Source organism: Streptomyces cinereospinus, assembly GCF_042430725.1.
In the GTDB taxonomy this organism is placed as follows: domain Bacteria; phylum Actinomycetota; class Actinomycetes; order Streptomycetales; family Streptomycetaceae; genus Streptomyces; species Streptomyces cinereospinus.
Genome location: NZ_JBHMCY010000003.1, coordinates 155,261 through 174,669, shown reverse-complemented (window position 1 = coordinate 174,669; position 19,409 = coordinate 155,261). Strand labels below are relative to the sequence as shown.

The following is a 19,409-nucleotide window of genomic DNA, read 5'->3' as shown; positions in this document are numbered from 1 at the left end:
GGGAGGGTCCGGGGCGGTGTGCGGCGTGCACGGCGGCGGAGGGTCCGGGGCGGCGTGCGGCGTGCACGGCGGAGGGACCGGGGCGGTGTGCGGCGTGCACGGCGGAGGGACCGGGGCGGTGTGCGGCGTGCACGGCGGCGGAGGGTCCGGGGCGGTGTGCGGCGTGCACGGCGGAGGGTCCGGGGCGGTGTGCGGCGTGCACGGCGGGAGGGTCCGGGGCGGTGTGCGGCGTGCACGGCGGCGGAGGGTCCGGGGCGGCGCGCGGGCTGTCGTGTGGCGGGCGGCGTGGGGCCCGCCGGGCGGTGGGCCGTGGGGTTACGGGACGCCGAGTTCGAACAGGACGTAGTGCGCGTACCAGCCCGACGCCGGGGCCGCCGTCGCGAAGAAGACCGTCAGGAACGGCCGGCTCAGCCTGGCCATCGCGGCGGCCGGGGCGAGCAGCAGGGGGAAGCAGGGGAGCAGGTAGCGCGAGGTGTTGCCGAAGATCTGCTGGGTGCCCAGCACGCTGACGACGCTCGCGAGCGTGTAGGCGACCAGCACCAGCGGCGGCCGCCGGCGCAGCATCAGCGCGATCAGGAACGGCAGCGCCAGCACCAGTTGGACGGCGAGCAGGTCGGGGACGGAGAAGGCGAAGACGTAGTCGTGCTCGCCGATCGCCGTGTTGCCCAGCACGTCGAGGGTGTGGGCGCCGTAGTCGAAGAAGTGCGCCCACGCCTCGCGCTGGAGTGTGAAGTACGCCGTCGGCTCGCCCATGCCGAGGCCGACCCAGACCACGTAGGCGAGCAGGCCGAGCGGCGCGGCGATCATGGCGTAGACCGGACCCACCACCCCGTGCTCGCGCCGGCTGTCCCGCCGGGCCAGCGTCACCAGGGCGGCGAGGCCCACCGCGCCGATGAGCGCGGCGGCGGTGGGCCGGTTGAGGCCGGCCGCGAAGGCGAGCAGCCCGGCGGCCACCCAGCGGCCCTTCATCACGCAGTAGCAGCACCACGCGGCGATCGCCACGAACACGGACTCCGAGTACACCGCCCACTCGACGCCCGCGCCGGGCGCGACCGCCCACAGCCCGGCGGCGACGGTGCCCGCGCGGGCGCCCGCGAGCAGGGAGACCACGGCGTGGATGCCGGCCGCCGCGACGAAGGAGGCGAGCACCGACACCAGGATTCCGGACCCGTACAGCCCGAGCCCGGTCACCTCGGAGGTGCCCCGGATCAGACCGGGGTAGAGCGGGAAGAACGCCACGGAGTTCTGCTCGACGGTGAACACGCCGCCGGGGGCGAGGTGCCGCAGCGGCCCGGGCTCGTACCCCTTCTCGGCGACCTGGAGGTACCACCAGCCGTCCCAGGTGGCCAGGACGTCCCACCAGTGCGCGCCGCCGCCGAAGCGGGGGTCCTTCTCCCGGTAGTCCCCGGAGGCCATCAGCAGGATGGCGAAGACGACGGTTCCGACGAGCTTGGCGGCGCCGTACAGGAGCAGCGGAGCGGCGTAGGGCCGCAGCCCGTCCGGCACCCCGGGGAGGCGGACGGCGCGCGGCTGCCCGGCGTCCCGGTCGCCCGAGACGGCGGAGTCCGCCGCCGCGGAACTGGCAGCCGTGGCCATGACTGTGGTCCCCCCTCGGCCGGATCACCGGGCCCCGGCGGGGCCGCACTGTCCGGGTGATCATGAAAGATCTGTCATAGGATTCCCACAGGGTCGCACAGGTGTGCAAGGCGGTGGGGGCAGGGTTCGGCCGGCTCGGCCGAACGGGAGATTTGACGTGGTCAGTGCGGGCCGGTCGGCGCCGGGCATTTGTTTTGACCGCAGCGTATGCGGTAGGTACGCTCAGACCTTGTGCCTGGGGTGTGCCCTGGCTCCTGTGCGTGCCTTCAAACCGCATGGCGAGCCGTGAGCGGCCACCGTAATCTGTGCTCTTTTCGCCTAGCGGCGGGAGTCCGCCGGATTCGACACACCCGACCGCGTGGGTCGGAGACGTTCCAGGTTAGCTGTACCCATCGGCACACAGAAACCGGAGAAGTAGTGCCTACGATCCAGCAGCTGGTCCGCAAGGGCCGGCAGGACAAGGTCGAGAAGAACAAGACGCCCGCACTCGAGGGTTCCCCTCAGCGTCGTGGCGTCTGCACGCGTGTGTTCACGACCACCCCGAAGAAGCCGAACTCGGCCCTGCGCAAGGTCGCGCGTGTGCGTCTGACCAGCGGGATCGAGGTCACCGCTTACATTCCGGGTGAGGGACACAACCTGCAGGAGCACTCCATCGTGCTCGTGCGCGGCGGCCGTGTGAAGGACCTGCCGGGTGTTCGCTACAAGATCATCCGCGGCTCGCTCGACACCCAGGGTGTCAAGAACCGCAAGCAGGCTCGCAGCCGTTACGGCGCCAAGAAGGAGAAGTAAGAATGCCTCGTAAGGGCCCCGCCCCGAAGCGCCCGGTCATCATCGACCCGGTTTACGGCTCCCCCCTGGTGACCTCCCTGATCAACAAGGTGCTGCTGAACGGCAAGCGCTCCACCGCCGAGCGCATCGTCTACGGCGCCATGGAGGGTCTGCGCGACAAGACCGGCAACGACCCGGTCATCACGCTCAAGCGCGCTCTCGAGAACATCAAGCCGACCCTCGAGGTCAAGTCCCGCCGTGTCGGTGGCGCCACCTACCAGGTCCCGGTCGAGGTCAAGCCCGGCCGTGCCAACACCCTGGCGCTGCGCTGGCTGGTCGGTTACTCCCGCGCCCGTCGCGAGAAGACCATGACCGAGCGTCTGCTCAACGAGCTCCTCGACGCGTCCAACGGCCTCGGTGCCGCTGTGAAGAAGCGCGAGGACACGCACAAGATGGCCGAGTCCAACAAGGCCTTCGCGCACTACCGCTGGTAGTCGCAGTCCACATCGAGACCGAGAGAAGACTGAAGCCTTATGGCTACCACTTCGCTTGACCTGGCCAAGGTCCGCAACATCGGGATCATGGCCCACATCGACGCGGGCAAGACGACCACCACCGAGCGGATCCTGTTCTACACCGGTGTGTCCTACAAGATCGGTGAGGTCCACGACGGCGCTGCCACCATGGACTGGATGGAGCAGGAGCAGGAGCGTGGCATCACGATCACCTCTGCTGCCACCACCTGTCACTGGCCGCTGGAAGACGTCGACCACACCATCAACATCATCGACACGCCGGGCCACGTCGACTTCACCGTCGAGGTGGAGCGCTCCCTGCGCGTGCTCGACGGTGCCGTGACGGTGTTCGACGGCGTCGCCGGTGTCGAGCCCCAGTCCGAGACGGTGTGGCGTCAGGCGGACCGCTACGGCGTTCCGCGCATCTGCTTCGTCAACAAGCTCGACCGCACCGGTGCCGAGTTCCACCGCTGCGTCGACATGATCACCGACCGCCTGGGTGCGCAGCCGCTCGTCATGCAGCTGCCCATCGGCGCGGAGGCGGACTTCAAGGGCGTCGTCGACCTGGTGACGATGAAGGCCCTGGTCTGGTCGGCCGAAGCCACCAAGGGCGAGATGTACGACGTCGTCGACATCCCGGCCACGCACACCGAGGCCGCCGAGGAGTGGCGCGGCAAGCTGCTGGAGGCCGTCGCCGAGAACGACGAGGAGCTGATGGAGCTGTACCTGGAGGGCGAGGAGCCCTCCGTGGAGCAGCTGTACGCGGCGATCCGCCGCATCACCATCGCCTCCGGCAAGGGCGAGGGCACCACGGTCACCCCGGTGTTCTGCGGTACCGCGTTCAAGAACAAGGGCGTCCAGCCCCTGCTCGACGCGGTCGTGCGCTACCTGCCGTCCCCGCTCGACGTCGAGGCCATCGAGGGCCACGACGTCAAGGACCCGGAGACGGTCATCAAGCGCAAGCCCTCCGACGAGGAGCCCCTCGCGGCGCTGGCGTTCAAGATCATGAGCGACCCGCACCTCGGCAAGCTCACCTTCGTCCGCGTGTACTCCGGCCGTCTGGAGTCCGGCACCGCCGTGCTGAACTCCGTCAAGGGCCGCAAGGAGCGCATCGGCAAGATCTACCGCATGCACGCCAACAAGCGTGAGGAGATCGACTCGGTGGGCGCCGGCGACATCGTCGCCGTCATGGGCCTGAAGCAGACCACCACCGGTGAGACGCTGAGCGACGAGAAGCAGCCGGTCATCCTGGAGTCCATGGACTTCCCGGCGCCGGTGATCCAGGTCGCCATCGAGCCCAAGTCCAAGGGCGACCAGGAGAAGCTGGGTGTCGCCATCCAGCGCCTGGCCGAGGAGGACCCGTCCTTCCAGGTCCACTCGGACGAGGAGACCGGCCAGACCATCATCGGCGGCATGGGCGAGCTGCACCTCGAGGTGCTGGTCGACCGCATGCGCCGTGAGTTCAAGGTCGAGGCCAACGTCGGCAAGCCGCAGGTGGCGTACCGCGAGACCATCCGCAAGTCGGTCGAGAAGGTCGAGTACACCCACAAGAAGCAGACCGGTGGTACCGGCCAGTTCGCTCGCGTGATCATCGCGATCGAGCCGATCGAGGGCGGCGACTCGTCGTACGAGTTCGTCAACCAGGTCACCGGTGGCCGCGTGCCGAAGGAGTACATCCCTTCGGTCGACGCCGGTGCGCAGGAGGCCATGCAGTTCGGCATCCTCGCCGGTTACGAGATGACCGGTGTGCGCGTGACCCTGCTCGACGGTGCGTACCACGAGGTGGACTCCTCGGAGCTCGCGTTCAAGATCGCCGGTTCGCAGGCCTTCAAGGAGGCCGCGCGCAAGGCCAGCCCCGTTCTCCTTGAGCCGATGATGGCCGTCGAGGTCACCACGCCCGAGGACTACATGGGTGAGGTCATCGGCGACATCAACTCCCGCCGTGGCCAGATCCAGGCCATGGAGGAGCGGGCCGGTGCCCGCGTCGTGAAGGGCCTCGTGCCCCTGTCGGAGATGTTCGGCTACGTCGGGGACCTCCGCAGCAAGACGTCGGGTCGCGCAAGCTACTCGATGCAGTTCGACTCCTACGCCGAGGTTCCGCGGAACGTCGCCGAGGAGATCATCGCGAAGGCCAAGGGCGAGTAACGCACCGCGTTCACACGCCGTAGGCTTGACTCCGGAGCCTCACGGGGCATTCACCCGCATTCCCGGGAGAATGCCCCGGGGCCCGGGACTTAACAGCAAAGATCACCTGGCGCCGATGAAGTAAGGCGTACAGAACCACTCCACAGGAGGACCCCAGTGGCGAAGGCGAAGTTCGAGCGGACTAAGCCGCACGTCAACATCGGCACCATCGGTCACATCGACCACGGTAAGACGACCCTCACGGCCGCCATTACCAAGGTGCTGCACGACGCGTACCCGGACCTGAACGAGGCCACCCCGTTCGACAACATCGACAAGGCGCCCGAAGAGCGTCAGCGCGGTATCACCATCTCCATCGCGCACGTCGAGTACCAGACCGAGGCGCGTCACTACGCCCACGTCGACTGCCCGGGTCACGCGGACTACATCAAGAACATGATCACGGGTGCGGCGCAGATGGACGGCGCCATCCTCGTGGTCGCCGCCACCGACGGCCCGATGCCGCAGACCAAGGAGCACGTGCTCCTGGCCCGCCAGGTCGGCGTCCCCTACATCGTCGTCGCCCTGAACAAGGCCGACATGGTGGACGACGAGGAGATCATGGAGCTCGTCGAGCTCGAGGTCCGTGAGCTGCTCTCCGAGTACGAGTTCCCGGGCGACGACCTTCCGGTCGTCCGTGTCTCCGCCCTGAAGGCCCTCGAGGGCGAGAAGGAGTGGGTCGACTCCGTTCTCAACCTGATGAACGCCGTCGACACCGCCATCCCGCAGCCCGAGCGCGACGTCGACAAGCCGTTCCTCATGCCCATCGAGGACGTCTTCACGATCACCGGTCGCGGTACGGTCGTCACCGGCCGTATCGAGCGCGGTGTCCTGAAGGTCAACGAGACCGTCGACATCATCGGCATCAAGACCGAGAAGACCACCACCACGGTCACCGGTATCGAGATGTTCCGCAAGCTGCTCGACGAGGGCCAGGCCGGTGAGAACGTCGGTCTGCTGCTCCGCGGCATCAAGCGCGAGGACGTCGAGCGCGGCCAGTGCATCATCAAGCCGGGCTCGGTCACCCCGCACACCGAGTTCGAGGCCCAGGCCTACATCCTGTCGAAGGACGAGGGTGGCCGCCACACCCCGTTCTTCAACAACTACCGCCCGCAGTTCTACTTCCGTACGACGGACGTGACCGGTGTCGTGCACCTCCCCGAGGGCACCGAGATGGTCATGCCGGGCGACAACACCGAGATGCGCGTCGAGCTGATCCAGCCCGTCGCCATGGAGGAGGGCCTGAAGTTCGCCATCCGTGAGGGTGGCCGGACCGTCGGCGCCGGCCAGGTCACCAAGATCGTCAAGTAAGTCCCGCTTGCTTGAGGGTCGCCTGACCTGACAAGGCCTGGAGGGGCCCGTACGACTTCGGTCGTACGGGCCCCTTCGCCATGCCCGGCCCTGCACGGCACAGGTCCGGGGGTTGTCCCGGGGTCGGGTGAAACCTGGCCGAACGTTGTGCGGCGGATGGGCAAGCGTTACGGCAACTTCCTTACAGGCGCGGGGGGATTGTTCTTTTCTGTCCCCGTGGGGCGGAACGTGCCGACGTAGCGTGAACCGTCGTCCAGTGGCCGTCGGGCCCCGAGTCTCTCCCGAGGATGGCTAGGTCTCCTGATGCAGGGTGCGCGCAGCGGATTGTCGATACCCATGCCGGTCGCGGTGGCCGAACGCCCGCCGCAGCAGCGGGGCGGTCCGGGCGGCGACGCCCCGGCGCGCGCCTCCCGGCGGCGTCCGCGGCTGTACCTCCTCGACGGCATCCGGCTGCTCGCCGCGCTGATGGTGGTCCTGCACCACTTCGCCGGCACCCACCGGGCCGACCGGCCGGGCAACGTCATCTGGGACCGCCCGGTGTCGGAGCTCATGCCGTCGGTGTTCCGCGTCGCCTCCTTCGGCTGGATAGGCGTCGAGATCTTCTTCGTGATCAGCGGCTTCGTGATCTGCATGTCGTGCTGGGGCCGCACCCCCAAGGACTTCTTCGTCTCGCGGGTGATCCGCCTCTACCCCGCGTACTGGTTCGCCGTCCTCTTCACCACGGCCGTGCTGGTGCTGCTGCCGGGCGTGCAGGAGCGGCTGCGGCTGCGGGAGGTCCTGTTCAACCTGACGATGCTCCAGGCCGGTTCGGACGTCCCGCACGTCGATCCCGTGTACTGGACGCTCTGGTCGGAGCTCCGCTTCTACCTGCTGTTCCTCGTCGTCGTCGCCATGGGCCTGACGTACCGCCGGGTCGTCGTCTTCTGCTGCGTCTGGGGTGCGGCGGCCATGCTGGCCCCGGTCTCCGACTTCCCGCTGCTGACGCTGGTCGCCGACCCGAGCGCCGCCTGGTACTTCATCGCCGGCCTCGCCCTCTACCTGATGCACCGCTTCGGCCAGGACCTGCTGCTGTGGGGCATCCTGGCGATGTCCTGGCTGATGGGGCAGCTGGAGCTGGGCGAGCGGGTGGAGTACGAGCAGGTCAGCAGCTGGCGGGGCGCGGTCGTCATCTTCACCGCCTTCATGCTGCTGATGGTGGCCGTCGCGCTCGGCTACACGGACCGCATCCGCTGGCGGTGGCTGGTGACGGCGGGCTGCCTGACGTACCCGCTCTACCTGACGCACTACCTCGCCGGCATCGTCGTCATCCACCACCTGCGCGGCACCATGGACCCCCGTCTGCTGGTCGCGGGGCTGGTCGCCGGGTTCCTGGTGCTGAGCTGGCTGGTGCACCGGTTCGTGGAACGGCCCGTGGCGCGGGCGCTGAAGAAGGGGCTGGAGTCGTCGTTCGTCCGGCTGCGCGGCTTCCAGCGGGCGGCCTGACGCACCGGCACCCGTGCTCCGGTGCGGTGGCTCGGCGACGGGTCCCCGGAACCGCTTGTGCAACCGCTTGCCGCCTCGGAATGATCGTGCACGTCTGCCCCGACCGTGACGATCCGAGTGAGAGAGCCCGTGAGTCCTGTCCCGTCCTCCCCGCGGCCCGACGAGGAACAGCCCTCGATAACCGACGAGCAGCTGGCGGCCTTCCTCCGCGAGGCCGCCGAGGGCGGGACCGCGGACGTGCCGAAGGAGCCGTCGGCACGGGCCCGGATGGTGACCGTCCGGCTGCGGGAGCAGGACGAGCAGCAGGCGGCGCGGCCGGGGCGGCGGCACCGCTGGGGCCGCGGGCCGGCCGGACCGCCGCAGCCGGCGTCGCCGCCGGGATGGCGTACCGGCCCGTCGTGGCGGGAGACCGAGGCCCGGGGCCGCCGCAGACGGCGGCTGGGTACGGCGGTGGGGGTGCTGCTGGTCGTGGCGCTCTCTGCGGTGGGGATCCGTCCCTCCCTGGTGCTGGACCGCCTGCCCGGCGACGACGGCGAGCCGGTGTCCGCCGCCGCGTCGTCGCTCCCCGGTGGCGGCCCCACCCTGGACGCCCCGTTCCGCGGCTCGCCCGCCACGTCCTGGGCCGAGGGGGCGGACGCGATCGTGCCGCCGGCGGCCAGGGCGGCCAGCGGCATGAGCGCGGAGCAGGTGGAGCTCGCCCTGTGGCGCACCAAGGAGTTCCTGGTCGCCGCCAACCTCGACGCGCGGGTGCGGGGCGGCGGGCAGCCCGCCCGGGCGCTGGAACTGCTCGACCCGAAACAGCCGGGCATGCTGTCGGACGCGCGGCGGGCGCTGCGCTCGCCGGACCGCGAGCACGACCCGGTGGCACTCTTCTCGCGCTTCGACCCCGCGGAGGTGCGGCCGGCGGGGGACGTGGTGAAGGTGCGGGGCCGGATGACCTTCGAGGCGGGCAAGCCCGGTCAGGTGCGGGTGCGGGCCGACTACACCTTCGTCTACCCGATGGTGCGGGCCGAGGACGGCGCCGAGCGCGTCTCCCGCACGATCGTCCGCCGGGAACTGACCATGCTCCTGTCCGACCCGGCCCGCTGGGCCGCCACCGCAGGGAAGCTCCAGGCGGAGCGGTACGACGCCGCGTTCTTCAACGTCTCCTGCGAGAACGACGGCGGCTTCCTCCACCCGTCCTTCCCGACCGCCGCCCCCACCGAGGCCCCGCCCACGGGCGAGGCCCACGACCCGTACGACCTCGGCACACCGCTCGGGGAGCTGTTCGAGGACGGGGAGTGCGCTCAGGTCACGCGCAGCTGACCAGGAACGGGCCGGGTGACCGGCTTATGACGCTCCGCAGCCGACGCGGTACGGTGCCGGTGTGATCGCGGGGTCCGGGCACGTGGGCCTCGCCGGGGTCGACGGGGAGGCGGCACGGCGGTGACGGACAGGTGACGGACATGGGGCTCAACCAGCTTCCGGCCGATCGGGGAGGGGCCGGTCCGGCGGGCGGGCGCAGGGACCTGGCCTCGTCGCCCGCCGAGAAGAGGGCGGCGGCGAAGGCGATCCAGGACGGCATCGAGCCGGACACCGCGAAGGCCGGGCGCCACGCGGACCAGGACACCGCCGGCGCGGTCCGGGCGTTCGGTCCGAAGGACGGCGACGGGTGGGACACGTCGGCGGCCCTGCGGAAGGCGCACACGACCTGGGGTGACCAGGTGCGGAACCTGTTGGACCGCCTCGGCGCGGAGAAGGAGCTGCTGCGGCAGACCAACACCACCCTGCACGGCACGGACTTCGCGGTGGCCGCGCGCACCCGGCAGGTCTCCGTCCTCGACACCTACTGGCAGCCGGGGAGCTAGGGGTGCCCACCTACCACGAGGTCATGACCACCGACCTCGCCGCGCTCACGGTCGCCGCGGAGAGCTGGGAGGCGATGGCGGGGGAGTTCGCCCGGCAGGAGAAGGCCTATCGCCGGGACGTCCACGGCATCTCCGTGGGGCCCGCCTGGGTGGGCCTCAGCGCGGAGGCGGCCAACGCCCGCTTCGACGTCACCCTCCAGCAGTTCCAGTACGCGCAGACCGAGGCCAAGGCCGTCGCGGGGCTGCTGCGCGACGCGCACGCCCAGTTCGTGGACCTGCGCGGCCGGCTGCGGGCCGCGCGGCAGGAGGCCGTCGACGCCGGGATGAAGGTGTCGGACCAGGGCGTCGTCAGCCTGGACACCGAGCGGATGCCGGAGCAGGAGCGCCGGGCCGTCCAGCACGACCCCGGCTACCAGGGTGCCGTCCGGTCCTGGCAGGACCGCGTCGACCGGGCCGTCCGGGACGTGACGGACGCGGACGCCGGTGTCCGGATCGCCCTGCGGGCCGTGGTGGCCGACTCGAGCCCCGTCGCCGGGGGCAAGGGTTTCAACGGCGAGGCGCGCGGCGACGTCGAGACGTACGAGGGGCGGGCCGCCGAGGAGGCGCTGGAGCGGCTCGGGCGCGGAGCAGGTCTGTCGGGCGCCGAACTCGCCGAGCTGAGGCGGACGTTCCGCGACAACGGCGACGATCCGCGGTTCTCCCGGACCCTGCTCGACGGGCTGGGCGCCACCGGCACGGTCCGGCTGGCGAACGAGCTGAACGACCTGGTCCACGTGCGGGGCGGGGGCCGCGCCGGTGACTACGCGGCGATCGAGGCGGGGCTCGCCGGCGCGCTCGCGTCGGCCACCCGGGACACCGGGTCGGCGTGGTACCGGGACTGGCGTGAGGACATGCGGGCGGCGGGCGTCGAACGGCATGCCACCGACGCGCAGGGGGCCCGGCTGGACAAGGCCGTGGGGTACCAGTCGCTCGTCACGCTGCTGCGCACCGGGCACGGGTACGCGCCGGGGATGCTCGGTGACCTCACCGACGACATGATCGCGGCGGAGCGGAGGGATCCCGGTCTCTGGCAGCTGAAGCACGAGTACGCCGGCCGGCGGGACGGCTGGTTCGCCAACGACCCGGTGGACGGGATGCTCGGCCTCATGAGCCGGGACCCCGCGGGTGCGGCGCGGTACCTGAGCGACGACGCGACGATGAAGTACCTGATGAAGGAACGGGACTGGGACGTCACCCTGCACGCCCAGGAGGGCCCGAAGGTCAGCACGTACACCTCCGGCGAGGACGCCGACACCCGTGCCGGCTTCGGCGCGGCCCTCCAGGCGGCGGCGACGGGAATCGACCCGTCGGACGGGGGCGCCCGGTACGTGGAGCACACGCGGCAGAACGAGGCGGTCTTCAGGTCGGCGCTGACCCATCTGGCCGACAGGGGGGACGACTTCCCGCCGGGGATGCGGGAGCCGATGGCCAGGATTCTGGTCAATCACGGGGAGGTGGTGCATACGGCGATGAGCGAGGTCAGCATCGCCCGGTCCCCGCTGAACCAGACCGACCTCTTCGAGGTCAGCAAGCAGATCTCCAAGGATCAGGACGCGTACAGCACGCTCAACGGCGGGCTGAACCAGGCGATGGTGTCTGTGATTCATGACGAGGGGCAGACCCAGTCGACCGAGTCACTCACCAGGGCCGGGCGGACGATCGGCTTTCTGGAGGAGGCCCGCACCCAGGCGCAGGATGATCCGGCAACTGCGGCATTCGAGGGGAAGCCGCTGATCGACGAGGCCATCAGCTACATTCCGGTGGCTGGTGACAAGGTGCAACAGGGCTTCGACTACGTCGTCGGCCAGTGGCTTGCGGACGAGCAACGGAGGCTGGACGATCAGCGGACCTCCGACAACATCGCCGCTTATTCATCTCGCAACAGGCAACTGATGGCGCTCTCCGACGAATGGCGCGGGGCACACGGGCTGTCTGCCCAGGAGCCCTTCGACACCCAGAACCTGATCAACGCGTCCGCTGAGGACGGGATCAAACACGCACAAGGCGTATCCGGAAAGCAGGCGCAGTGAGGAACCCTGAGAGGCTGGGAGTCGCGGGACTGCTTGCGTTGTTGCTGGCCTTCGCCTCCACGGCGTGCGGTCGGTCCGGCGAGGACCAGATCCCGGAGGTGGTGTGCGGCACCCGGATCGACCAGACGCTCCTTCGGCCGGTTCTCACCGCCATGGAGGACCTCCAGGAGAGCAGTCGGGTGGATCGGACGGCAGCCGTCTCGGCCCCCTGCACGCTCTATTCCGCCGGAGATCGGATTTTGGAGCTGCATTTCTACTGGTCCACGGCTGCGCCCCATTTCGCCGAGCGATCGGAGTTCGACCCCGTATTCGAGGACCTTCCAGGGTGGCGGGCGGTGAGCATCGGTGAGGAAGGGATCGTGGGAAACACCGGTGCCATGGTGTCGGGGCCGTGCGTTGTCGGGCGCAACACGCACTTCATCCTCAAGCTGTCCCTGCCTGAAGTGAACATCATGGACGAGAGCCGCCGTCAGGACATCGAGAAGTTCATGCGCGCCTACTTCCCCGCCACGGTCGCGACGTTGTCATGTGACTGAGCCTGGCGTGTGTCCGTGCCTACCGACCCGGCGGACGGAAGACGTAGTTCGGCCCGCACCGTCTTGCGTGGGAGTGGGCCCTGTGTCACGCCCGCAGTCATCGGCGAGGGCGGTGACGAGGGGGAGGCCGTGGCCGGACTCGTCGGACACATGATGCACAAGACCGCTGCCGGGAGCGCTGCCCCACTGGCGTGGTTCAAGAGCAGTTACAGCAGCGGCGATGGCAACGACTGCGTCGAGATAGCCACCCCCCTCACCGTCCACATCCGCGACTCCAAGCAGCAGGCCGGTCCGCGGCTGGTGCTCGCGCCCGGTGCCTGGTCGGCCTTTGTGGCGTACGCCTCGCGAGGGTGACCGAGCGGGTCCTGGTGTGCCTGGGCCCGTTCGGTGGGAGTGCCTCCGCCAGCCGTCCGAGCGCCTCTGCGGGGTCGGTGATCCGCAGCTGAGGGCTTCGAGTGCCGATGAGGTCTTCCGTGGCGCACCGTCTGATACTTGCTCCGCGGGCCGCCCCCTGCCGTTCGATCGCCGTTCTGGAGGAACGCCGTGAGCATCGAGGAACTCGCCCGCGCCGCGGGTCTGACCGCCCCGCGGCGCTACCAGGTGGACTGGGACCGGGCCGAGGCCGCCGTGGGGACCCGGTTGCCGACGGACTACAAGGAGTACGTGTACTGGTTCGGGTCGGGTGCGTTCGACGACTACTTGATCATTGCGTGCCTGGAGTCGAGAACGGCTACACCGAGCTGGCCGCGCACCTGGACCAGGAGCGCCGCAACGCCCGTACGCGCGCCGGGCTGACCGGGGCGGCGCCCCGCGTGCCGCTCTTTCCAAGAGCCCGACGGGTGGCTGCCGTGGGGCTTCACCACGGGCGGCGACGGACTGTACTGGGTGACGTGCGGTGACGACCCGGACCGCTGGACCGTCGCGGGCCGCCCGAGCCGGGGGTCCGGCATCGCCCACTTCGACGGGGGCTTCGCGGCCTTCCTGCGCGCGTTCGTGTGGGACACGGTCGAGATGCCCTTCATCGCCGAGGCCGAGGGCGGGATACCGGTCCCCTTCGAGCCGGACACCGGGGAGTGGCTGGGTGGCGACGCCGGCCTGCGCCTGGAGGCCTACGGTCGCTTCGCGTCCGCATGACGGCCGGGTGGTCCCCGCCGTCGCCGGTACCCTCCGGACCGCCGTATCGGCGTCCGGCTGAGGGACGTGACGGAAGGCCGGGACCGGCGCACCGGCGTGGTCGGCAGGCCGGCGTGATCTCCGCGGGCCACTTGCGGAAGACACCCGTCCACCGCGTCCGGAAAGGGCCCGGGACGCCCCGGGCCCTCCGTGGTCGGCGTGGTCTCCGGGTGACGGGCTGTCAGGTGTTGTTGCCGTCCGGAACGTAGCAGAAGTCGATGTAGCTCAGCCCGTAGAACGTGTTGTTGTTCGGGTTGACCGGCGCGTGCAGGTTGGTGTCTTCCTGGATGCCGTTGGGCCGGTAGTCGTAGACGTTGGCGTTCGGGCCGCCCTTGACGATGACGCCGATGACCGCGAAGTCCTCGTCGACGGTGAAGTCGAAGGTGTTGTCCGGGTCGATGTTGGTGATGGTCACCGGGCCTGCCTGGTCGCCCTCCTGCGGGTTCTCGATCCGGATCGGGCCGCCCAGGCAGGGGAAGTCGCCGAAGCCGTACTCCTCCAGGTCCGCGAAGGTCGGGTTGCCGTCGGGGCACGCCGGGTTGCCCGGCGCGCACTCGATGGGCTGCACACCCTCGCCGCTGGGGGGGCCGGGCTGCGCCGACGCGGGACCGGCGGCGAGGCCGAGGGCGACCGCGCTGGTCAGGCCGATGCCGGCGAGCCGCACGCTGAACTTCGCGCGCCGCGACGCGGCCTTTGCGCGGGTAGCTACTCGCATGACGAGTACTCCTCCTTGTGTCTTGGGTCTGCCCCCGCGGACTCTCGCGCCTCTTCCATCGGCAGTTCGAGTTCTGTACCTTCATCCGCCGCCGGGCACACCGATCATGTGCACAAACCGGGCGCCGCCACCCCGTGAAGGGTGCGCCCTCTACGCCATCCGAGCGCCCGGAACGCCGGAAAGGAGGAGTGCGGCCGCCGCGTCACCGGGTAAGGGAATGGGTTCGTGACTGATCAGGCTTTCCGTAAAGAGGACATGCTAAATAGGACAGGCATGCAAAAAAGTTGATATAACCGTCACGTGGAGCGACTGAGCTGCTCCAGCCCCTCCGTCGCGGCGCGCCCGGCGTCTTCGCCGGGGGCCGGGGTCACAGGGAGAACCATGCGGCAGTTCAGCAGCGCGATGCCGGGGCCGGCGGTCCCTCTCGCACCGCACCGCACCACCTCGCGCAGAGAACCGGGAGACGGGCGGCACGTACCGATCGCGGTCTGCGCCGACTTTGCCGCGGTGGCGCTGCCGACGGCGCTGGCGCTCGCCACGGCCGGCCACGCGCACCCCGTCCGGCACGCGCTGGTGATCACCGCCGTCTGGATGCTCGCCGGCCTCGCCACCCGCCGCTGTCCACCGTGGACATGGGGCGAGGGCGCCTCGGTCGGGCCGGTCGTGCGGGACTGGCTGCTGCTGCTCGGCGTCCTGGCCGTCCTGGGCGCCGTGCCGGGGACCGGCGCGCTGCCCGCCGCGACACCCGCCGCGCTGCTGCCGTCGCTGGCGGCCACGGTGGTGTGCCGCAAAGTGATTCACCGTCATCTGATGGCCGTGCGGCGGCACGCCCGGGCGCTGCGGCGCGTCCTGGTGATCGGCGAGGCGCCCGCGGTGGACGCCGTGGTCGAGCAGCTCGCCGAGCGCACCGACCACGAGTACGTGGTGGTCGGCGCCTGTGTGGTGGGCGACGGCGAGGTGGAGTCCGGTGTGCCGGTGGCCGCCCGGCTGCGGGCCGGGCCGCCGCTCGCCCCCGACGAGGACGCCGGCCCGGTGACCGGCGCGGCCGAGACGCTCGGCGCCGACCTGGTCTTCGCCGCCGCGGGCCGGCACATGTCCGGTCACCGGCTGCGCCGGCTCTCCTGGGCGGTGCACGACCGGGGCTGCCCGCTCATGGTCCTGCCGGGCATCGTCGAGGTGGCCCGGCGCCGGGTGCGGCTGACCTCCGCGGCCGGGCTCACCCTGCTGCACATCGCTCCGCCGGCGCGCCGCGGACTGCCGGCGGTGCTGAAGGCGGTCACGGACCGGGTCGGCGCGCTGCTGCTGCTCGTCCTGCTCGCCCCGCTGTTCGCGCTGCTGGCGCTGGTCGTGCGGACCGGCTCGGCCGGGCCGGTGATCTACCGCCAGACGCGGGTCGGCCGGGGCGGAGCGCCGTTCCCCATGTGGAAGTTCCGGACCATGGTGGTGGACGCGGACCGGATGAAGCACGACCTGGCCGCCGCCAACGAGCACGACGGCCACATGTTCAAGCTGCGCCGCGACCCCCGGGTCACCCCCGTCGGCCGCTTCCTGCGCCGCTCCTCGCTGGACGAGCTGCCGCAGCTGGTCAACGTGCTGCTGGGGCACATGTCTCTGGTGGGACCCCGCCCGCCGCTCCCCGAGGAGGTCGCCGGCTACGACCCGGTCGAGATGCGCCGGCTGAGCGTGAAGCCGGGCCTCACCGGACTGTGGCAGGTCAGCGGGCGGTCCGACCTGTCCTGGCAGGAGACCGTCTCGCTCGACCTGCGGTACGTGGACAACTGGTCCTGGGCCTGGGACATCTCCGTCATGGCCCGCACGGTCCGCGCCGTACTGGACGGGCGCGGGGCCTACTGAGGCCGGGGGCGGCCGATCGGGCGCCCCGGGCTCTTCCGGGCGGCCGAGTGCGGCGGCGACACACCGCCGGGTCGTGGTGTGCGCCGTCGAGGCCGTAGCACGATACGTCAATAACCATACGTAAATGCGCATATCGTCCAACTCAGGAAGGGCCGTCACCATGGCAGGGACAGAGACCGCGGCGCCGCCCGGTACGCCGGTCGGTGCGGGCCGGGCCGGCCGCAGGGCCGCCGAGCGCTCCCTGCGGGGGTTCACGGGAGCGGGCTACGACAAGGGGCGCCCCCTGCTCGTCCAGGCCGTCTGGTTCGCCGTCCTGCACCTGCTGTTCGTCAAGTGGTGGTTCCCGGCCCGCTGGCGGCCGGCGGTGCTGCGCGCCTTCGGGGCGCGCGTCGGGCGGCGGGTGCTGATCCGGCGCGGGGTCCGGGTGCACTGGCCGTGGCGGCTGTCGGTCGGCGACGACGTGTGGATCGGCGAGGACGCCTGGCTGCTCAATCTGGAGCAGATCACCATCGGCAACGACGTGTGCGTCTCGCAGGGCGCGTTGCTGTGCACCGGAAGCCATCAACACCACCACCCCACCTTCGAGTTCGACAACGGGCCCATCCGCCTGGAGCCGGGCGCCTGGGTCGCGGCCCGCTCCGTCGTGCTGCGCGGCGTCACGGTCGGCCGCGGGGCGGTGGTGGGCGCCTCGGCGGTCGCCCGCCGCGACGTCGCCGCGGGCGCGGTCGTCACCGCGGGGGGCGGGGCATGAGGATCGTCCACGTGGTGACCCTGGTCAGCGACGACGGGGCGTACGGCGGCCCGACGAGTGTGGCCGCCGGGCAGCTGGCGGAGTGCGCCGCGCGGGGCCACGACGTCACGCTGGTCTCCCTGTGGCGCGGCGGGGGCCCGGCACCGGCGCGCATCGGCCCGGTGCCGCTGCGGACGCGCCCCGCGCGCTCCCTGCTCCCCGGGCGGTTCACCGGGCTGATGCACCCGCTGCTGGTGCGGGACCTGTGGCGGGCCATGGGCGGGGCGGACGTGGTCCACGTGCACGCGGGGCGCGACCTCGTCACCCTCGCCGCGCTGGCCGTCGCCGTGCTGCGGCGCAGGCCGTTCGTCGCCCAGACGCACGGCATGGTGCAGCCCCGGCACACGGCCGTGGCCCGGCTGTTCGACCGGCTGTACGTGCCACTGCTGCGGCGGGCGCGGGCCTGCCTGGTCCTCACCGGACGGGAGCGGGCGGCCGTGGCCGAGGTCGTCGGCGACGGCGGCCCGCCACTGGTGATCCTGCCCAACGGGGTACGGCCGGGGCATGCGGACGGGGCGGGGCGAACGGACGGGGCGGGGCAGGGGGGTGCGGACGCGGTGGAGTGTGCGGACGGGGCGGGGCACGCGGACGCGGCGGGGCGTACGGACGGGGCCGGGCGCCGAGGGCGTGAGCCGGAGGCGCCGAAGGCACACGCCGTGCGGGAGGCGCGGGGCGTGCAGGTGAGGCAAGGCGTGCGGGAGGCGCCGGGGGGACAGAGGGTGCACGCCGTGCAGGAGGCGCGCGGCGTGCAGGTGGGGCAAGGCGTGCAGGAGGCGCGGGGCGGACAGAGGGTGCAGGACGGACAGAGGGTGCACGCCGTGCAGGAGGCGCTGGGCGTGCAGGAGGTGCCGGGCGTGCGGGAGGCGCGGGGCGTGCAGGTGGGGCAAGGCGTGCAGGAGGTGCTGAGTGGACAAAGGGTGCAGGACGGGCAGGAAGTGCCGGGCGTGCAGGAGGCGCCGGACGTGCAGGTGGGGCAAGGCGTGCAGGTGGGGCAAGGCGTGCAGGAGGTGCTGGGCGGACAGAGGGTGCAGGTCGCACAGGAGGCGCGGGGCGTGCAGGAGAGGCAAGGCGGGCAGAAGGTGCGGGACGGGCAGGAGGCGCCGGAAGTGCTCTTCCTCGCCCGGCTGCACCCCCGCAAACGTCCCCAGGCGTTCGTCGAGATGGCCGCCCTGGCCCACCGGCGGATGCCCGACGCCCGCTTCACCCTCCACGGGGCCGACGAAGGGACGCTGGCCGGGGTACGCCGGCTCATCGCCGGGCACGGGCTGGAGGGAGTCGTCTCCTACGGCGGCGCCCTGGCGCACGCGGAGGCGGTACGGGCCTACGCGCGCGCGGCCGTCTACGTCCTGCCCAGCGTGGACGAGCCCTTCGGCATGACGGTGATCGAGGCGCTCGCCGCGGGCACCCCCGTGGTGTGCACCGACACCTGCGGCATCGCGGAGGAGCTGGCGCGCCGGGGCGCGGCCGTGGTCACCGACGGCAGCCCCCGGCAGCTGGCCGACGCGGTGTGCGCGCTCCTCGCCGACGAGGGCAGGCGGCGGGCGCTCGCCGCGGCGGGGCGCCGGGCCGTGCGGGAGGCATACTCCGTGCACGCGGTGACGGACCGGCTGGAGGAGATCTACCGGCGCGCGGCCGGCGGGCGGCGACCGGGCGAGTCCAATGGGACGGATCTGCCGGCCGGCCCGCCCGTCGACGCGGCGGACCCGGCCCGGAAGCCTATTTTCAGCGGATGAGCACCACGGCGACCAAGCCCTCCATGGGTGAGCTCCAGCAGTGCGGCCACGACACCGGGCACGACTACGCGAAGGGCTCCCCGCACATCCTCCACCACAGCGTCCGGGACAGGGTGGTCCGGCGCATCCACGAGCTGGTGGGCGAGATCCTCACCCGGAACGGCCGGTGCCGGGCCGTCGAGGTCGGGGCGGGCCACGGGTGCTTCACCGACCATCTGCTGGCGGCCGGGGCCGAGGTGCAGGTCACGGAGATGAGCGCGCCGAGCGCGGAGTTCCTGCGCCACCGCTTCCGGCACAACGGCAGGGTCACCGTCGAGCACGACCCGCACGGCGAGGCCGTCTTCGGCGGCGGCCCGGTCGACGCCGTCGTCTGCATCTCCGTGCTGCACCACATCCCCGACTACCTGGGGACGGTCGACCGGCTGGTCGGCCGGGTCGCCCCGGGCGGGGCCTTCCTCAGCTTCCAGGACCCGTTGTGGTACCCCCGGCGCTTCCGGCTGTCCCTGGCCCTGGACCGGGGCGCCTACTTCGGGTGGCGGCTGGCGCAGGGCGAGTACCGCCGGGGGATGGCCACCCGGCTGCGGCGGCTGCGCGGCGTCCACGACGAGGCGAACCCGTCCGACATGGTGGAGTACCACGTCGTACGGCAGGGCGTCGACGAGGAGGCCGTCCGGAGCCGGCTCGCCGCGGCGTTCTCGGCCGTCCGGGTCGAGCGGTACTGGTCGACGCAGTCCGCACTGCTCCAGGCGGTGGGGGAGCGGTACTTCCCCGCGTCGGACTTCGGGGTCCGCGCGCACGGACGCCGTTGAGGGCCGGGCCGGCGGTGACCCTCCCTC

Annotated in this window: 18 protein-coding genes; 16 read left to right on the top strand and 2 right to left on the bottom strand. The window is 71.3% G+C overall.

Annotation, left to right across the window (positions count from 1 at the left end; all coding sequences use genetic code 11):
* Positions 1-315 precede the first annotated feature (315 nt).
* Positions 316-1,596, bottom strand: coding sequence for a putative hexosyltransferase (locus tag ACFF45_RS02695; RefSeq protein ID WP_381341321.1), 1,281 nt, complete (start codon positions 1,594-1,596; stop codon positions 316-318).
* Positions 1,597-2,013: 417 nt separating this feature from the next.
* On the opposite strand from ACFF45_RS02695, the gene rpsL reads away from it, so the two are divergent.
* From rpsL to ACFF45_RS02635, 12 genes are all read left to right on the top strand, one after another.
* On the top strand, positions 2,014-2,385 hold the full coding sequence (gene rpsL / locus ACFF45_RS02690; RefSeq protein ID WP_003948652.1) for a 30S ribosomal protein S12: 372 nt from the start codon (positions 2,014-2,016) through the stop codon (positions 2,383-2,385).
* A gap of 2 nt (positions 2,386-2,387) precedes the next feature.
* A complete protein-coding gene (rpsG, locus tag ACFF45_RS02685) occupies positions 2,388-2,858 on the top strand; it encodes a 30S ribosomal protein S7 (protein ID WP_009330725.1) in 471 nt (156 codons plus the stop codon).
* Positions 2,859-2,897: 39 nt separating this feature from the next.
* Positions 2,898-5,024, top strand: a complete 2,127-nt coding sequence (fusA, locus tag ACFF45_RS02680) for an elongation factor G (protein ID WP_381341318.1) — start codon at positions 2,898-2,900, stop codon at positions 5,022-5,024.
* Between the two features lie 156 nt (positions 5,025-5,180).
* On the top strand, positions 5,181-6,374 hold the full coding sequence (gene tuf, locus ACFF45_RS02675) for an elongation factor Tu (protein ID WP_381341315.1): 1,194 nt from the start codon (positions 5,181-5,183) through the stop codon (positions 6,372-6,374).
* A 336-nt stretch (positions 6,375-6,710) separates the two neighbouring features.
* On the top strand, positions 6,711-7,856 hold the full coding sequence (locus tag ACFF45_RS02670) for an acyltransferase family protein (RefSeq protein WP_381341313.1): 1,146 nt from the start codon (positions 6,711-6,713) through the stop codon (positions 7,854-7,856).
* 129 nt (positions 7,857-7,985) lie between these two features.
* Positions 7,986-9,161: an SRPBCC family protein gene (locus ACFF45_RS02665; RefSeq protein ID WP_381341310.1), complete on the top strand. Its 1,176-nt coding sequence runs from the start codon at positions 7,986-7,988 to the stop codon at positions 9,159-9,161.
* 140 nt (positions 9,162-9,301) lie between these two features.
* Entirely contained in the window at positions 9,302-9,703 is a 402-nt protein-coding gene (locus ACFF45_RS02660; protein WP_381341307.1) for a hypothetical protein, read from the top strand.
* 2 nt (positions 9,704-9,705) lie between these two features.
* On the top strand, positions 9,706-11,772 hold the full coding sequence (locus tag ACFF45_RS02655) for a hypothetical protein (RefSeq protein ID WP_381341304.1): 2,067 nt from the start codon (positions 9,706-9,708) through the stop codon (positions 11,770-11,772).
* 41 nt (positions 11,773-11,813) lie between these two features.
* Positions 11,814-12,308, top strand: coding sequence for a hypothetical protein (locus ACFF45_RS02650; RefSeq protein WP_381341301.1), 495 nt, complete (start codon positions 11,814-11,816; stop codon positions 12,306-12,308).
* Between the two features lie 150 nt (positions 12,309-12,458).
* Positions 12,459-12,662 (top strand): DUF397 domain-containing protein, encoded by a 204-nt coding sequence (locus ACFF45_RS02645; protein WP_381341298.1) that lies wholly within the window; start codon positions 12,459-12,461, stop codon positions 12,660-12,662.
* Positions 12,663-12,851: 189 nt separating this feature from the next.
* A complete protein-coding gene (locus ACFF45_RS02640; protein WP_381341295.1) occupies positions 12,852-13,103 on the top strand; it encodes a hypothetical protein in 252 nt (83 codons plus the stop codon).
* A gap of 90 nt (positions 13,104-13,193) precedes the next feature.
* Positions 13,194-13,442: a hypothetical protein gene (locus ACFF45_RS02635; RefSeq protein ID WP_381341292.1), complete on the top strand. Its 249-nt coding sequence runs from the start codon at positions 13,194-13,196 to the stop codon at positions 13,440-13,442.
* Positions 13,443-13,662: 220 nt separating this feature from the next.
* On the opposite strand, the gene ACFF45_RS02630 is transcribed toward ACFF45_RS02635, so the two are convergent.
* Complete coding sequence (locus ACFF45_RS02630) at positions 13,663-14,196, bottom strand: hypothetical protein (protein WP_381341289.1); 534 nt, start codon at positions 14,194-14,196, stop codon at positions 13,663-13,665.
* Between the two features lie 381 nt (positions 14,197-14,577).
* On the opposite strand from ACFF45_RS02630, the gene ACFF45_RS02625 reads away from it, so the two are divergent.
* The 4 genes from ACFF45_RS02625 (at position 14,578) to ACFF45_RS02610 (ending at position 19,382) form a co-directional block, all read left to right on the top strand.
* Positions 14,578-16,050, top strand: coding sequence for a sugar transferase (locus ACFF45_RS02625; RefSeq protein ID WP_381341287.1), 1,473 nt, complete (start codon positions 14,578-14,580; stop codon positions 16,048-16,050).
* 160 nt (positions 16,051-16,210) lie between these two features.
* Positions 16,211-16,801, top strand: a complete 591-nt coding sequence (locus tag ACFF45_RS02620; RefSeq protein ID WP_381341285.1) for an LbetaH domain-containing protein — start codon at positions 16,211-16,213, stop codon at positions 16,799-16,801.
* On the top strand, positions 16,798-18,573 hold the full coding sequence (locus ACFF45_RS02615) for a glycosyltransferase (RefSeq protein WP_381341282.1): 1,776 nt from the start codon (positions 16,798-16,800) through the stop codon (positions 18,571-18,573). Before ACFF45_RS02620 ends, ACFF45_RS02615 begins: the two co-directional genes overlap by 4 nt.
* Positions 18,570-19,382 (top strand): class I SAM-dependent methyltransferase, encoded by an 813-nt coding sequence (locus tag ACFF45_RS02610; RefSeq protein ID WP_381341279.1) that lies wholly within the window; start codon positions 18,570-18,572, stop codon positions 19,380-19,382. The genes ACFF45_RS02615 and ACFF45_RS02610 overlap by 4 nt, the downstream gene beginning before the upstream one ends.
* Positions 19,383-19,409 lie beyond the last annotated feature (27 nt).

Excerpts from the sequence above, each read along its gene's own strand:
- ACFF45_RS02695 (WP_381341321.1), bottom strand. The coding sequence starts at position 1,596 with ATGGCCACGGCTGCCAGTTCCGCGGCGGCGGACTCCGCCGTCTCGGGC.
- rpsG (WP_009330725.1), top strand. The coding sequence starts at position 2,388 with ATGCCTCGTAAGGGCCCCGCCCCGAAGCGCCCGGTCATCATCGACCCG.
- fusA (WP_381341318.1), top strand. The coding sequence starts at position 2,898 with ATGGCTACCACTTCGCTTGACCTGGCCAAGGTCCGCAACATCGGGATC.
- ACFF45_RS02670 (WP_381341313.1), top strand. The coding sequence starts at position 6,711 with ATGCCGGTCGCGGTGGCCGAACGCCCGCCGCAGCAGCGGGGCGGTCCG.
- ACFF45_RS02660 (WP_381341307.1), top strand. The coding sequence starts at position 9,302 with ATGGGGCTCAACCAGCTTCCGGCCGATCGGGGAGGGGCCGGTCCGGCG.
- ACFF45_RS02645 (WP_381341298.1), top strand. The coding sequence starts at position 12,459 with ATGATGCACAAGACCGCTGCCGGGAGCGCTGCCCCACTGGCGTGGTTC.
- ACFF45_RS02630 (WP_381341289.1), bottom strand. The coding sequence starts at position 14,196 with ATGCGAGTAGCTACCCGCGCAAAGGCCGCGTCGCGGCGCGCGAAGTTC.
- ACFF45_RS02625 (WP_381341287.1), top strand. The coding sequence starts at position 14,578 with ATGCGGCAGTTCAGCAGCGCGATGCCGGGGCCGGCGGTCCCTCTCGCA.
- ACFF45_RS02620 (WP_381341285.1), top strand. The coding sequence starts at position 16,211 with ATGGCAGGGACAGAGACCGCGGCGCCGCCCGGTACGCCGGTCGGTGCG.
- ACFF45_RS02615 (WP_381341282.1), top strand. The coding sequence starts at position 16,798 with ATGAGGATCGTCCACGTGGTGACCCTGGTCAGCGACGACGGGGCGTAC.
- ACFF45_RS02610 (WP_381341279.1), top strand. The coding sequence starts at position 18,570 with ATGAGCACCACGGCGACCAAGCCCTCCATGGGTGAGCTCCAGCAGTGC.